Here is a 13,579-nt window from a genome sequence, read left to right on the forward strand (position 1 = left end):
GCTATTATTTTCTCCGGAATATTATCTTTTATTATCTCTTTTATACCGTTATTTTTGTTCTAGTTTATTCTAATAATCAACTACTTGAATTTATGGATAAACCCGTTTATTTTGTCAATTAAAGTTCAACGCACTGAATACACGATTGGTGAAATTCTTGATAGCGTAGAAAAAGATAGCGGAGAGCCTTCAACACATTCCGTATCAGTAAAAGTAGAGCAACTTGATATGTTTGACTTGCTTGATGATGAAGAAGTTGTTGAAATCAGACCGACCTTGAACGAAAAGTCTGAGTGTGGTCCTAGTATACCGGGGAAAATGTATTATATATAAAAACTAAGGTAGGAATATTTACATTTTCCTACCTTTCTTTAATCTGTTAAAATTATCCAGAGTGATAATACAGTTGAAGGAGATACATTAATGAATTTCTTGGAAATCGCAAAAGAAAATCGCTTAAATGTAATTGAAATCAGTATACTTGTTTTTCTAAATCGTAAATTTCCAAATGCGGCTTCTGTAGAAGAAATGATTACAAATGAAAAGGGATATTGGCAGGTAAGAAAAGGCATTAGTAGTTTAATTAATAAAGGGTTTGTAACCAAAGATAATAATAAATACAAAATTAAAAGAAATAAATTATTATGAGGTATTAAGAAAGGGATGTAAGTCTATTTACAAAGTACTCCTAGTAGATGATTCAACTTTTATGCGTAAATGGATTACTAATATACTGCATGAATCACGTCGATATACAGTAATTGCAGAAGCCTCAAATGGTCGAGAGGCTATTTTAAAATACAATGAACTTCATCCTGATATTGTAATTATGGATCTCGTCATGGATGATATGGACGGAATACAAACTTTAAGACACCTTGTATATTTATTTTCGGGTATTAAAGTTATTATGTGTTCTTCACTTGCACAATACTCATCTATACAGGAATGTTTATCCTTAGGTGCCAAGGATTTTATCATTAAGCCTAACTTTAGTAATCTAATTCAGACACTAGATAACGTTGCTAATTAACGATTCAAACATAAAAGCCATCCTTTTGGGATGGCTACTTAAAATACTTATTTGCTATGTATCCAAATTTTCCTCGATCCATTGCAGGTTCTTTCGTAAGATGGAAACACTTTAAATGTACTACTGTATAAAATTCACCAATAATCACGGGTTCATTAAAATTAACAACGTTTTGGCAAACTCCACAGCACAGACGGCCAATCACAGACATATTATCATCTCCCTGAATTAGTTATTCTACAGTTAGGCAAAAAGTCCTTGTTAAATTAATTTTAAAATTTCTACCCCCTCTTAGCCATTCGATTCGATTGTATGGTTAGGAGGGGATTTATAAAGTCTAAAAAATTTAATAATCATTTAACAGGTATCGGCGACTGGAAGGACTGGGTAGATTATGAAGATTATGGTGAATCGGAATGTTCAAGAAGCAAGAGACATTATAGTGGGTATGATGATACACCGAGTAAAGAGGAATGTGACAGGATTTGTGCGGAGTTGTCTGGGGAGGTTGTAATAAGAGAAAAGCCCTCGAAGTGAGGGCTTTAAATAACTTTATATAACATAGGTCTTATAAACAATAATAAATCCAAGTCTTCTTCAGGAGTTCTATTTTGCATGATAACCACTGTTTTGTTAGCCGTTATCATAAAATCATAACTTGTTTTTTTCAAAAGCGATTGAACAATTTAATGAGCTCAGTTTACTTGCAGCTTCATATCTATTGTAATCATCGCTCGAATTAACTCTATCTCCGTAAAGCGCAACGCTCTTGAGACTTCCATCGTTAAACCCATTTAACCAGCCTCCCCACACATTTTGCGTATGTTGAATAAGGTATGGAAAATCAACATTTGAACGGGACAGACTAAATTTTTCAGTATATTGTTTTTCAAACTTTTTTTAAAAATCATTCACGGATGATTTGTTTCCCTCGATTAGCATTAAACTAATATCCATATTATAATAAACATTCATACATGGTTATATTCCTCTGTGGGTTTTAATTACCATTCTAACATTCGGAGAGTAAGTCATTTTTATGAGTACATGCAGCCAAGAGAAAGGAACAACGTTGCTCGTATTTATAGCGTGATTGATCATGAATCGAACAACTTAAAAATCTTATCGTAATGTCGTAATAAATGCGCCCATGATGAAAGGTTATGCAAGTTTTATAGTCGTAGTGCAATCAATAACAGTTACATTAATAATAGATTGTCTATTCCTATGTCTGGTGGTGGTCACTCAACCATTCATCACAGGTGAAGCATAAGCATGTTACTGGGGGATAAGAATGAAGCTAGGATGTTATACCGCACATTAGTAATTTGAGGATATCCTTGTGGCAGTAAATGTTTTCTTTGAGAAGTCGTTTTAAAAAGCAGCAAAAAGGTTAGAAACGCAAGCAAATAGATACTCCAATTCTTATAATGAATTGAGCAGAAAATCTAAAAAGACAATAAATCAAATAGGTTCCCGGTATATAGCCTGCCAGCGTATTTTTTTGAATACCCCTTGAATACCCTTTAATAATATGATTAAACAAAGCCAGTATTTATTCGTATATTCGGTTGTTATTCTATTAATGTGTAGACAAAAATAGACAAGATTTTAAGGTAGTCACATAAAGAATAGGATAAAGATAATTGTTCATGTTTTGTTCATGTTTATGTTTATTATTGGCTTTTTTCATGTTTAGTGAAAGCAAAAAAACATTGATTTAATGGGGTTTCCAGAGATTGTTTGTTCATGTTTATATGGTTAATATATGGGCGGCATGATGTAATCATCTGCCTATAAAACACTGATTTATCAAAGTTTGACAGCCTTTCACTCATCGAAAAGAGTGAAAAAGTCACATGAAAGTCACATTTATTTCATATTTATGTCTGAAAGGGCGTTTTCGTACAAAGTTCTCACTTTGGCGGAAGCGTCCTTTTTCATCTTGTTGGTAACATGTGTATAAATCTTCATTGTTGTTTTCATGTCCTCATGTCCAACCTTCTCCATAATGGTTGCCAAATCGATTCCAGCTTCCGTCATCATACTAATATGGGAGTGCCGGAAGATATGTGGAGTAGCATGCTTTTCTATTTTCGTGTAACCCAGAAGCCGATTCATACGCATAATAATGTTTTTCTGGATAAACGGATAGCCATTGGATCTGCAGAATATGAAATTTGCATCGTGATACTCGTCTAATTCATGGCGGTATTTCATTTTAATTTTTTGTCTGTCGCTTTCGATGTGACTTGAGTAATGCCATTATTTCATCTTCTACCGGTATAGTTCGGATGAATCCTTCCGTTTTTGGTGGAGTCAACTCATATTTCCGAATTATTATCTTCATTGTATAGTGTTTTTGTAATCCTTAACTCATTCGTATTAAAATTAATATCGGACCACTTCAATGCACACAGTTCACCTGACCGCATCCCAGAAAATGCTAATAAATAAAATCGCTCTATGTCCAGATCAAGACCATGTTCACGAACAGCCTTTAAAAATTCTTCCAGTTCTTCCCGTTCTAAATACTTCTGTTCGATTGGGTCAGTTTCTATTTCTTCCACAGTCCTGCTTTTTTGGGGATAACTACATCTTCACTTGGATTATGTTTAATGAGTCTGTCTTTTATAGCCTGTCTGAATATCATACCAGCTGTTGTATTAACACCTTGCACGGTCGTTCTGGCAAATTTAGGAGCAATCGTACTTATTAACTTCTGGTACTGAGCATGCGTTATCTTAGCGATTGGAGTTTTTGCTATAAATCGATTTAATATCTTTATTTCCTTTTCACGTATACGGATCGTACTTCTTTTAACGCCGGTTAAAGTATATATTTCCAGCCAATGTTTTGCTGCAGCTTCGAAAGGAACTTTTTTTCCCATATTTTCATCAAACATATCTTCTTCTAATGACCGAATAGCAGCTTCCACACGTTTCTTGGCTTCTCCTTTTGATTTCCCTCTACGCCTGATTTGTTTCCGTTTTCCAGTTGCTGGATCTCTTGGTCCATCTTCTACACACATCCAGCGTTTTTGGCCTGATTTTGTTTTTATCTCCTCACAATACACTTCGGTTCACCCTTTCATTCTAAACGACGGTGAGCAAAGTCTTCCTCTACGTTGAATTGAGTCATAATCTCGTAGACAGTTGGGTTATTTATTTCTTCTAACATGTAGGTTGGTACGCAAAAGTGATAAGCAAATGTATTCGCCTGCCATTCCTGTAGCTCACGAAACATATAAAACATTTTCAATTGGTTTCCAACATGGCCAAGACAATGACCAACTTCATGACCAAACGACTGCCACTCTCTCTGTTTGCTTGAATTTTGGAGAACAATAACGTTACCTAATCTAAAGCTGACGGACGAGTAATGTACTTTCAATTGTAAATGGTTAGCAATATGGTTTATCTCTAACTGATGCGGTTTACTGATTCGCATTGTCTTGTATAAAGAAATGATGTAATCTTCCAAATATGTATAATTAATTGTCATCACCTTTTTATATAGAATGTATGTTCCCTTTTAATGTACAAAATATGGTGTACAGGTTAATGCACACCTAAAAGGGATTAGTTAACGAATGTAGTATTGCGAGCTTTCCAATCTTCTAATTTGATGAATACCCAAAATCCGTATATACCTAAAGTTATTACAGTGAAAAACCACCACTTTATCCAATGACCGAACAAGCCCACCGCTGATCCGTTAAACTGCATTCTTTTCCCTTCAATTACAGTGTGATTTATTTTCCAGCCGTAGATCATGGTAATTGACCAAGGATAACAAATGCCAAGCGTAATTACAGTTACTATCGTACCTAATATTACCCATCCTATAAATTGCAACAAACCACCATCAAAATAGGATATCTTACCTTTGCTAACTTGTATCTTTACGACTTCTGAAATGATTATCTACTCCCTCTTATAAATTATTGTTCAATGTATTTGACTGCAAATGGGTTATTTTTTTCTCCAACTCATCAATCAATGGTTTTTGCGATTCATCTGGAATATCATCTTTTTTTAAAAAGAATAAAGCCTCCTGGTATTGATCGATTGCTTTTTTAACATTTCATTTAAACTCATTTTTTTCTGCGTTTTCTATGTAGTCGTCAAATTGCGCTTTGTGAACAAAAGCGTGTATCGAGTTTTCTAAGTCTTTATTTTCGTATGAAAATTCTTGATTAAATTTAAGAAGTTCATCAAGCGCTTTGTCGGCGTTCGACATTTTCGTTTTAACAGTTTTCGCTCTTTTTGCTTTTTCGATATGCTTTTCCACTAAAACATAGATTTCTTGTTCAATCATTTCTTCTTTTTCTTTCAGTAATTTAGCTTTTGCGTCGTGAGGGTTAGGTTCAAACACAGTAATTCCTCTCGACCAAAACTCATTAATCAAATCGTCGCACTTTTCAATAGCTAAATCAACTCTGCCAATCTTCGTATTAAAATTCTTAGAAGTGTTTATTAGATTTATAGAGTCGTTTAACACCCGAACTATACTTTCTAACGACATCACTACTGGACCATGGCAATTATTACATAAACCCGCATTAGACACCTTTAAAAAGAACCCTTTCTTGCTACAATATTTACATTGAGCCACTTTAATCCCCCTTTTTTTTTTATACATTATGTACTTAATCATGTTTAGAGCTTCTTCTCTTTGTTCATCAGACATGTTTTTCCAATTCTCAAACATTAATTGGGTTGATGGGTCGTTGATAAGTTTTTCTAGTTCTGATTCCTCAGCGTTATTTACGCTCTCTGATCTACCAAGTAAGTAATCCGTTGTTGTATGTAAGACATTTGCTAAATCTTTTAAAACTTCATTCGAAGGAGTGCTGTACTCGTTTTCGTAATTACTTATAGTACTTTTTGTGGTATTTATTCTTTTCCCTAGTTCCTCTTGCGATAGTTTTCTGAGTTTCCTAACATATTTTTAATCTTTTCGAGAACACCAGAATTCCTCCTATCCCCTACGTACAAGTATATTGTACTCTATGTATAAAATTATTAAAACGAAAGTATGAAAATTTTGTACTAAAAACTATTGACATTCAACATACTTGTACTTGTATTGGGGTTTTAGGTACAAGATACTCATACTTGAAGGAGGGATTACATGAAAAATCAAAGACTGATTGAAGTCCGAAAGCAAAAACACTTAAATCAAACTCAATTGGCTCTAATGCTAGGTTTCAAAGGAAAGCAATCAGTCGCCAATTGGGAAAAAGGTCACTCGACACCGACATTATCTACTGCAATCGCGATAGCGGAGATACTAAACAAAGAAGTTGAGTTTTTATTTGGTAGCAATGTACAAGTTTCTCATACAAAACAAATCATATAGGAGGTATGTAAATGACTCAACTTACAAATCAGGCGTCTTTTATATAAGAAGCATGTTACCCTCCCTTTGAACTAGCATTCATTAAACCTTGATAGATCCGCACAGGAACATTAAAGTAATCATAAGTTCCGCTACGAAATTGAATTCTAAGGGTTTGTAAGGATGAATCATAACCCACAGCAACTAAATTTGATGAACTAACGTATTGCATATTAATAATTTCCACCTCCTTTCTCTAATAACTATTCAACATAAGATAAGCGAATCCTCTTATTAGCAGGAAAATAGTCCTCTTTTATCGTATAATGTAGATAAAAGGAGGACGTAAAATGTATAAACTTGGGGGGATGTGGCGTAACACAAGTACTGGCACTTTAGGTGTATCATATAAGTGTGGATATTGTGGAAACATCGCTGGACCATCCCGATACTATGAAACAGAGAGCAATGGTGGTAAGGGGTACATTTATATTTGCCCGACTTGCAATCGACCTACTTATAAGAACAGCTACACAGATGAACAAACTCCTGGGCCAATATTCGGTAACGAAGTTGAACACTTGCCAAATGGCATAGAAGAACTATATGAAGAGGCGAGAAATTGTATTAAAGTGAACGCCTATACTTCATCGGTTTTATCTTGTCGAAAACTACTAATGAACGTATCGGTTATGAAGGGTGCAGAACCTGGGAAAAGATTTGCATTTTACGTTGATTTTTTAGAAGATAATCATTTTATCCCACCCGATAGTAGAGAATGGGTGGATCATATAAGAAAGAAAGGAAACGAAGCAACTCATGAAATACCTAGCATTTCTAAAGAAGATGCAATAGAGTTGCTGGATTTTACTGAAATGTTACTTAGATTTGTGTATGAAATGCCAGGTAAAATGAAAAAGCATACTGAAATAGAATAATAGTTATTTTAGCACCCATCGAGGTGCTTTTTCTTTTGCATAAAAGCAGGAATAAATAAAGTTACTTTTGACGAATTAGAACAAGTGGAGGTGCGATGGACGATTTAAAAATTAAGCAATCATTAGAAATTATTGTTGAGACAGACGAATACATTCTATGGCGTGTTAGCTGGGTAGTATTAGGTGAGCACAATGAGCAATGGATAACGGAATATAAGGAAAAATAAGTAGGATAACATCCCTTTTTGCCGTAATATATTAATAAAGGGGATGAAAATATGAAAGATTTTGAAAAGAGATTACTAAATTTAATTACTTATGTAGCTATATTAATTATTGTATTATTAATAGTAGGTTACAAGTCTTTTGGAAATGTAGATGGAGCAGCTTTATTATCATTTCTCGGAGCATTAGTTGGTGCTTTAATAACTTTAGTAGGTGTATTATTTACTATTAACGCTTCCTTTGAAGGTATTAAATTATCTATTCAAAAACAAGAAAGGCAGGATTTTTTAGATAACGCACCGAAAAAGATAAGAATATTGCACAGTATTAATAAAAAATTAAATCAATTATCCGATGAAATTATGTTGAACAACGATAATAATTTCACAAATATTAATACAGAAAAAATCGAGGCAATTATAAACAATCTGTTAGATGAATCTTCGCAAGTGAATGCAACAACATTTAATGTAATTGAAGACTTGGAGCCGCATTTAACCTTATATTTTATACCTGAGTATAAAAAACTTATAGGGGTAGATGAACGTGGGTTTCCGAAATTAACTGACCAAAATAAATATACCAAGTTGTGCAAGGATTCTATTAAAAAAGTTGATGAAGCTATTGAAAAGATAAGTAGCCTAAAAATAAAAATTAAACAGGATTATAATACTGAACAATTTAACAAGATTAGAGAATAGCACCCAATGAGGTGCTTTTTCTTTTGCTCAAAGACAGCAAATTAGGGGGTAAGGTGATGACTTAATGGCTAAATTAACAGCAAAACAAGAGTTGTTCTGTCATGAATACATTGTTGACTTAAATGCAACTCAAGCAGCTATTAGAGCAGGATATAGTGAAAGAACTGCAAGGGTGACAGCGTCAAAGTTGCTAGCAAAAGCTAACATTTCCGCGCGCGTGAAAGAGTTAAAAGACAAACGCGCCGAGAAGTTAGAACTTGATGCTTATTGGGTGCTGAAAAGATTGAAGGATATATCGGATAGATCAATGCAAGCTGAGCCTGTTTTAGAATTCGACAGAGCATCAGAAGAAATGATTGAAACAGGAGAGTATCAATTTGACAGTAAATAACCAAGTCAATTATGGGCGGCATGATCCGCTCTTCAAGTATGGAAATAGTATAACGATTGATATTCCTTCTAACATACTAGAAGCACAGATGGAGCGGACTGTAGTTTGAGAACACATATTTTCTAGTGATATCCGTGCAATTAGATGATACACAGTGGGGTCTAGTATAGTGGAAAGTTCATTAAATGAAACTAGAAGTAAGTAAATTGATTATACTTTTCGATTTGTTATACTTACTTTTGTAAGACAAAAAACGACAAGAACCAACAAGGAAAGAAAACTACATTTTAAAAACCTAGAGGAGATTGATTATGTCAACATTTGTAGAATTAGTAGAAAAACGCCGTTCGATTTACGCATTAGGAACGGATAGCCAGTATTCAAAAAAGGAAATTGAGAAAAGAATTCGCGAGGTCGTTAAACAAGTACCTACAGCTTTCAACAGTCAAACAACACGTGTAGTTGTATTATTCGATGAAGCAAACGATAAATTCTGGGATCATATTTATGATGTTCAAAAAGATGTTCTTGAAGGTGAAATTTGGGATATGATGTCAGGAATTATGACTGGCGCAAAAAATGGGATTGGTACAGTTCTATTCTTTGAAGATAAGGATGCAGTTAAAGAAATGCCTGCACAAGGAATCCGTGAAGAAGCTTACAAACAAAACAACAATGCTAACGCACAATACGGTGTTTGGTTGGCTCTTACAGAAATGGACTTAGGCGCAAGCTTACAACACTTTAACGTTGGCTATGAACAAGGTTTCGATAAAGGAACGAAACAAATGTTCAATCTACCAGAATCATACGAAATGCTTGCACAAATGCCATTTGGTTCCATTGAACAAGAAGTTGGAGAAAAAGAACATATCGATGCGGACGTTCAAGTAAAAGTTTTTGCTTAATTAAGAGCGTTTAAACTCGAAGTCACGCTCCCGGTCAAGTACAAAGGGAAATAATAAAAAAGTTAAACGGCCATAGCCCAATATTCCATGAGCTGTGGTCGTTTAACTTTAAAATTAAAATAATTTTATAAATAAAGCTAAGACTGATGATTATATATTCATCGTTCCTAGCTTTATTGTATCTGAAAAATATATTGATGACACTACAGTTATATACCTTATTTGCACCGGCAGATTTAAACACCATTCAAAGAGTCATTCGGGAATGACATGCAAGCACAATCCTCCCTGGTCCGCAGATAGTGGCTCATTCTTCCGCATTCACAGGCTCAAAACTCCGCACTCGTCGCTCAATTCATCTGCAATAATAAGCAACGTTTGGAAAATTCCCTTACAAAGTGAGGTGAAAATCGTCCGCAAAACCCCCATTCCATCCATACGCAAAATTCGACATAGTTCGGGAAGTGACAGGAACCCAGAAAAATGACTGCTCAACCCCTTGATATATAAAGGTTTATGTGCAATTTGCTAACGAAATGCTAACATCAGGTATATAAAAAAGGCTTCTCATTTTTTTGAGAAGCCTTTTCTTTTTGCTTACGTTAGAGGTTTTTAGACATTGTTCGTTTAACAAGAGGAGCATAGTACTGATTAACTTGATACAGCTATTTAATTATCTTAAAAAGACGTAAAATTATAGAATTTGTTGGTTGAAATTAGAATAAATACATTGATTATTAGAATACTACCTTTTAGAGCGAACGTATTTGGGGGTGGAATTTTAGAATAAAGGAATATAGTAGTCATGTTGTGTAGCTCTATAAAAATTAATATAGGAGGAATTTACTTATGTTAAAGAAAAAGTTAGCGATGATGATGTTTGCTGTTATGCTGGTTCTGTCATTTGAAAGTGGTGTATTTGCTGGAGAGAATTCTGAAACTGAAAAAGATATTGTCGATGTTGCGAAAGAAGCAGGTAACTTCAATACATTGATTGCAGCATTAGAAAAAGCTGGTTTGGTTGATACATTAAAAGGAGAGGGACCCTTTACTGTATTTGCACCGACAGATGAAGCATTTGAAATGCTACTAAAGGAACTAGGTATAACAGCTGAAGAGCTATTAGCAAGGGATGATTTGAAGGAAATTCTACTGTATCATGTGGTACCAGATAAAGTGATGTCTGGAGATTTAAAAGATGGAATGAAGGTCAAAACGCTTGCAGATAAAAAAGTGAAAATATCACTAGATCCTGTAATGGTCAATAAAGCAAATGTTGTTATAGCGGATATAGAAGCTTCTAATGGCGTGATTCATGTTATTGATAAGGTATTGTTACCATAGAAAAGCTGGTGGATAAGACTGAATATGCATGATTCAGTCTTGTTTTGATTTGGTCACTACTAGTATTAACTCAATTGAGTAAAAGGCTAAGTAGTTAGTGTATTTTATACCAAATCGATATTCCTGATTATAATTTTCTGTTATATAAATGATATAAGAGTTATTTCATTAGGTAAATGCTTATCTTGCTAACGGAAGCCGTTCAAACCCTTCAGATGAGTGGGTTTTAAAGTTAGATGAGAGTGGTTCGCTAACATTGAAGTAAATCAACGGAGGCTTCTCATGAGTTCACTGAACTTTTGGGAGGCTTCTTTTTCATTTTCATTTCTTGCATAACATGGAGATAAACATCTTTTGTTATTTGATCATCGGTGTGACTAAGTCTGCTATGATTTATTCAAGTGAGACACCAGCCATGGAGATGTGACGTATGAGTGTGTCATAGGTTATGTGGTGTTAATTCTTAATTTACTCTTGCAATAGTGAGCACCCTATTCATTCAGATTTGTTTTAATCGCGAATATTTTTCGAACAATCAATTCATTAATCACCTCTTGGTCCACATAATCCTCTTTCGCGACTTCCTTTTCTAGCAGATTAAAGCAAGTTAGATCAACTTTTAACATTGTCTCCAACAATTCCAGAATGTCACGTTCCAAATAAACATAACTAAATCATAACAATAGTCCACATCTAAAAATAAGTGTGGGCTATTTTGCGCTAACGAAAAAACGTCCTATCACTTCATAAAAAATTCACCCCTAAAAAGTCCTTTATTTTCTATTTAGACTGTGGTGTGTAACCGTCAAGTAGTTTTGAACATTTTATGCTTGGCAGAAAGGAAAGTATAAAACTTTTCTTTCTGCATAAGTGCAACTAAGGCTGTCACCGAAAGGCTTGGTGACAACCAAGTTTTCTAAAAAAAGAGACTCTCGATATTTAATTTTAGAGGCGAAAATTAAATATTCACATTTATAGTATTTGGGTTGATTGTTAGGTTATTAGCTGTTATTATTATTTTTGTTCTAATAAATATACATTTTTTCCGCAAAAAGCGAATGATTAATAAATTTTTATAATCGTCGTTCACTTTTTCGAATACAACTAGGGAGGGCACACTTTTGAACACATTTGGTTTATACATGATTGTATTTAGCATCATTCTTATGCTTGGTATTTCTATTCTTGGATATTTATTTAGTAAAAGAAAAATGAAAAATAATGATTCCTATTTCACGGCTGGTCGTAACATAACCGTTTCCTTTATGACAGCGACTTTCATCGCATATGCAGTTGGCACAGGTTTAGTTTTTTCGCCAGCTGAATCAGCTTATTTAGATGGTATGACGGCAATGATCGGATATGCGCTAGCACTTTCAATTGCTTACCTAATTTTTATTCCGATTTCTCGTAGAATTAAAGAGCTTCTTCCAGAGGGAAATACAATTGGCGAATATGTAAAAGCTCGTTATGGAAATGTGATGTTTATTGTCGTATTGTTTGTCATTATTGTGTATCTATTCTGTTTACTTGTTGCGAACTTGATTGGTGCAGGAATTGCATTTCAATATCTTGGTGGAATGCCAATTTACGTGGGAGTATTAATTATCGGGATTCCAGTGATGATTTACACGACATATGGTGGACTTGGTGCTGCGATTTTTACGAATAGTATTCAAGCTATCTTGTTAACGCCATTATTATTCGTTGTTGCTTTCTTTGCTTTCCGTAATCTAGGTGGTACGGGTGCTGTGTATGAAGGGGTAGTCGAAAATGCACCAGAGCTGATGAATATTTTCCACGGACCTGGTGTAGAGTTTGCAATTATGATTATTATTGCAGTTGCTTCAGCTGAATTGTTGAACCAGGCATTGTGGCAACGTGTATATTCTGCTAAAAATGTTCAAGTTGTAAAAAGAGGTCTAATCAATGCATCGATTATGACATTCCCGATGGCAATTATTGCTGGTGTTTTTGGTTTAATTGCTATTTCGATGGCAATGGATTTACCACACACTTCTATCGGTACGGCACTCGTTGCGCATACGGTATTACCAGAATGGGGATCGATGTTGTTCGTTTTAATTATTGTTCTTGCAACAACGTCAACAGGATCTGACGCTTTAGCTGCTTTCTCTTCTACGGCTTCTTTAGATATTGTGAAAAGTCTTAAGCCAAACATGGATTCTAAAGTAGCGGTAAAAGTTGCACGAATTTCCACGATTATTTTCGCAATAGCTGCAATGCTCGTAGCATTTCAGGCGCCGTCTATCTTGCAAATACTACTTTTTGCAGACTTAGTTGCAGCAGCTGCAGTAGTTCCAGTAATTGCTGGGTTGTATCATAAGCGAATCAGCGGAAAATTAGCGACAGGAGGAACGATATTTGGGTTGATTTTAGGGGTTCCACTTTATTTAATGGGACAATATTTAAATAGTTTTATAGTGGCCATCTTGATTTCCTCGCTTATTATTTTTATCGGTGCGAGGTTCACAAAAACAGGATACAACTTTGATCAATTAAAAGAAACGATTAAAAATCTAGATTAAGGAAAGGAATGGAATCTATGTATTCTTTAGCATTTTTTAATGGACTAATCTGGGTTTCCCTTGTTGGATTATTGGTGGTTTTTGGATTTCAGGTTTGGTTTACATTAGTAGATTATAAAAATAATAAGAAAGCTAAAGGAGAATGAT

At 34.6% G+C, this 13,579-nt stretch carries 20 protein-coding genes and 1 pseudogene; 12 read left to right on the forward strand and 9 right to left on the reverse strand.

All coding sequences use genetic code 11. From position 1 onward, the window contains the following. Window positions 1-111 precede the first annotated feature (111 nt). From MN204_RS13555 to MN204_RS13565, 3 genes are all read left to right on the forward strand, one after another. On the forward strand, window positions 112-333 hold the full coding sequence (locus tag MN204_RS13555; RefSeq protein ID WP_249871620.1) for a hypothetical protein: 222 nt from the start codon (window positions 112-114) through the stop codon (window positions 331-333). A gap of 90 nt (window positions 334-423) precedes the next feature. Beyond that, on the forward strand, window positions 424-648 hold the full coding sequence (locus MN204_RS13560) for a hypothetical protein (protein WP_249871621.1): 225 nt from the start codon (window positions 424-426) through the stop codon (window positions 646-648). 25 nt (window positions 649-673) lie between these two features. Then, window positions 674-1,033: a response regulator gene (locus tag MN204_RS13565; protein ID WP_368858673.1), complete on the forward strand. Its 360-nt coding sequence runs from the start codon at window positions 674-676 to the stop codon at window positions 1,031-1,033. Between the two features lie 1,872 nt (window positions 1,034-2,905). Here the strand turns inward: MN204_RS13565 and MN204_RS21315 are convergent. The 7 genes and pseudogenes from MN204_RS21315 to MN204_RS13590 form a co-directional block, all read right to left on the reverse strand. Next, window positions 2,906-3,253, reverse strand: coding sequence for a tyrosine-type recombinase/integrase (locus MN204_RS21315; RefSeq protein WP_306798708.1), 348 nt, complete (start codon window positions 3,251-3,253; stop codon window positions 2,906-2,908). Window positions 3,254-3,357: 104 nt separating this feature from the next. Next, entirely contained in the window at window positions 3,358-3,603 is a 246-nt protein-coding gene (locus tag MN204_RS21320) for a tyrosine-type recombinase/integrase (RefSeq protein ID WP_368858668.1), read from the reverse strand. Continuing rightward, entirely contained in the window at window positions 3,591-4,109 is a 519-nt protein-coding gene (locus tag MN204_RS21325) for a phage integrase central domain-containing protein (RefSeq protein ID WP_368858669.1), read from the reverse strand. The genes MN204_RS21320 and MN204_RS21325 overlap by 13 nt, the downstream gene beginning before the upstream one ends. Window positions 4,110-4,123: 14 nt before the next feature. Further along, window positions 4,124-4,537: an ImmA/IrrE family metallo-endopeptidase gene (locus MN204_RS13575; RefSeq protein WP_249871623.1), complete on the reverse strand. Its 414-nt coding sequence runs from the start codon at window positions 4,535-4,537 to the stop codon at window positions 4,124-4,126. 77 nt (window positions 4,538-4,614) lie between these two features. Then, window positions 4,615-4,953, reverse strand: a complete 339-nt coding sequence (locus MN204_RS13580) for a YjgN family protein (RefSeq protein WP_249871791.1) — start codon at window positions 4,951-4,953, stop codon at window positions 4,615-4,617. Window positions 4,954-5,119: 166 nt separating this feature from the next. Continuing rightward, complete coding sequence (locus MN204_RS13585; protein WP_249871794.1) at window positions 5,120-5,725, reverse strand: hypothetical protein; 606 nt, start codon at window positions 5,723-5,725, stop codon at window positions 5,120-5,122. A gap of 93 nt (window positions 5,726-5,818) precedes the next feature. Next, a pseudogene (locus MN204_RS13590) lies at window positions 5,819-5,986 on the reverse strand (helix-turn-helix domain-containing protein); the annotation flags it as partial. Window positions 5,987-6,169: 183 nt separating this feature from the next. On the opposite strand from MN204_RS13590, the gene MN204_RS13595 reads away from it, so the two are divergent. Continuing rightward, window positions 6,170-6,397: a helix-turn-helix transcriptional regulator gene (locus MN204_RS13595; RefSeq protein WP_249871624.1), complete on the forward strand. Its 228-nt coding sequence runs from the start codon at window positions 6,170-6,172 to the stop codon at window positions 6,395-6,397. 55 nt (window positions 6,398-6,452) lie between these two features. Here the strand turns inward: MN204_RS13595 and MN204_RS13600 are convergent, their stop codons facing one another. Next, the gene (locus MN204_RS13600) at window positions 6,453-6,608 is read right to left on the reverse strand and encodes a KTSC domain-containing protein (RefSeq protein ID WP_306798710.1); all 156 of its coding nucleotides are present in this window, start codon (window positions 6,606-6,608) and stop codon (window positions 6,453-6,455) included. Between the two features lie 118 nt (window positions 6,609-6,726). On the opposite strand from MN204_RS13600, the gene MN204_RS13605 reads away from it, so the two are divergent. The 7 genes from MN204_RS13605 to MN204_RS13625 all read left to right on the forward strand — a co-directional run bounded on the left by MN204_RS13605 (window position 6,727) and on the right by MN204_RS13625 (window position 10,883). Next, window positions 6,727-7,314, forward strand: coding sequence for a DUF4145 domain-containing protein (locus tag MN204_RS13605; RefSeq protein ID WP_249871625.1), 588 nt, complete (start codon window positions 6,727-6,729; stop codon window positions 7,312-7,314). 95 nt (window positions 7,315-7,409) lie between these two features. Continuing rightward, a complete protein-coding gene (locus MN204_RS21330) occupies window positions 7,410-7,541 on the forward strand; it encodes a hypothetical protein (RefSeq protein WP_306798711.1) in 132 nt (43 codons plus the stop codon). 51 nt (window positions 7,542-7,592) lie between these two features. After that, entirely contained in the window at window positions 7,593-8,240 is a 648-nt protein-coding gene (locus MN204_RS13610; protein WP_249871626.1) for a hypothetical protein, read from the forward strand. Window positions 8,241-8,304: 64 nt separating this feature from the next. After that, window positions 8,305-8,631: a terminase small subunit gene (locus MN204_RS13615; protein ID WP_249871627.1), complete on the forward strand. Its 327-nt coding sequence runs from the start codon at window positions 8,305-8,307 to the stop codon at window positions 8,629-8,631. Continuing rightward, window positions 8,618-8,740 (forward strand): hypothetical protein, encoded by a 123-nt coding sequence (locus MN204_RS21335; RefSeq protein ID WP_306798712.1) that lies wholly within the window; start codon window positions 8,618-8,620, stop codon window positions 8,738-8,740. The genes MN204_RS13615 and MN204_RS21335 overlap by 14 nt, the downstream gene beginning before the upstream one ends. A 202-nt stretch (window positions 8,741-8,942) precedes the next feature. Next, entirely contained in the window at window positions 8,943-9,539 is a 597-nt protein-coding gene (locus MN204_RS13620) for a nitroreductase family protein (RefSeq protein WP_249871628.1), read from the forward strand. A gap of 849 nt (window positions 9,540-10,388) precedes the next feature. Continuing rightward, entirely contained in the window at window positions 10,389-10,883 is a 495-nt protein-coding gene (locus MN204_RS13625) for a fasciclin domain-containing protein (protein WP_249871629.1), read from the forward strand. A 491-nt stretch (window positions 10,884-11,374) separates the two neighbouring features. Here MN204_RS13625 and MN204_RS21340 read toward each other — a convergent pair whose 3' ends face one another. Beyond that, window positions 11,375-11,509, reverse strand: a complete 135-nt coding sequence (locus MN204_RS21340; RefSeq protein WP_306798713.1) for a hypothetical protein — start codon at window positions 11,507-11,509, stop codon at window positions 11,375-11,377. 495 nt (window positions 11,510-12,004) lie between these two features. Here MN204_RS21340 and MN204_RS13630 point away from each other — a divergent pair, with 495 nt between their 5' ends. After that, a complete protein-coding gene (locus MN204_RS13630) occupies window positions 12,005-13,432 on the forward strand; it encodes a sodium:solute symporter family transporter (protein WP_249871630.1) in 1,428 nt (475 codons plus the stop codon). Window positions 13,433-13,579 lie beyond the last annotated feature (147 nt).

The sequence above is a fragment of the Oceanobacillus saliphilus genome, from assembly GCF_023522835.1.
GTDB lineage: Bacteria > Bacillota > Bacilli > Bacillales > Amphibacillaceae > Oceanobacillus > Oceanobacillus saliphilus.

Excerpts from the sequence above, each read along its gene's own strand:
- MN204_RS13560 (WP_249871621.1), top strand. The coding sequence starts at position 424 with ATGAATTTCTTGGAAATCGCAAAAGAAAATCGCTTAAATGTAATTGAA.
- MN204_RS21315 (WP_306798708.1), bottom strand. The coding sequence starts at position 3,253 with ATGAAATACCGCCATGAATTAGACGAGTATCACGATGCAAATTTCATA.
- MN204_RS13575 (WP_249871623.1), bottom strand. The coding sequence starts at position 4,537 with ATGACAATTAATTATACATATTTGGAAGATTACATCATTTCTTTATAC.
- MN204_RS13585 (WP_249871794.1), bottom strand. The coding sequence starts at position 5,725 with ATGTCTGATGAACAAAGAGAAGAAGCTCTAAACATGATTAAGTACATA.
- MN204_RS13595 (WP_249871624.1), top strand. The coding sequence starts at position 6,170 with ATGAAAAATCAAAGACTGATTGAAGTCCGAAAGCAAAAACACTTAAAT.
- MN204_RS13600 (WP_306798710.1), bottom strand. The coding sequence starts at position 6,608 with ATGCAATACGTTAGTTCATCAAATTTAGTTGCTGTGGGTTATGATTCA.
- MN204_RS13605 (WP_249871625.1), top strand. The coding sequence starts at position 6,727 with ATGTATAAACTTGGGGGGATGTGGCGTAACACAAGTACTGGCACTTTA.
- MN204_RS21330 (WP_306798711.1), top strand. The coding sequence starts at position 7,410 with ATGGACGATTTAAAAATTAAGCAATCATTAGAAATTATTGTTGAGACA.
- MN204_RS13610 (WP_249871626.1), top strand. The coding sequence starts at position 7,593 with ATGAAAGATTTTGAAAAGAGATTACTAAATTTAATTACTTATGTAGCT.
- MN204_RS13615 (WP_249871627.1), top strand. The coding sequence starts at position 8,305 with ATGGCTAAATTAACAGCAAAACAAGAGTTGTTCTGTCATGAATACATT.
- MN204_RS13620 (WP_249871628.1), top strand. The coding sequence starts at position 8,943 with ATGTCAACATTTGTAGAATTAGTAGAAAAACGCCGTTCGATTTACGCA.
- MN204_RS13625 (WP_249871629.1), top strand. The coding sequence starts at position 10,389 with ATGTTAAAGAAAAAGTTAGCGATGATGATGTTTGCTGTTATGCTGGTT.
- MN204_RS21340 (WP_306798713.1), bottom strand. The coding sequence starts at position 11,509 with ATGTTAAAAGTTGATCTAACTTGCTTTAATCTGCTAGAAAAGGAAGTC.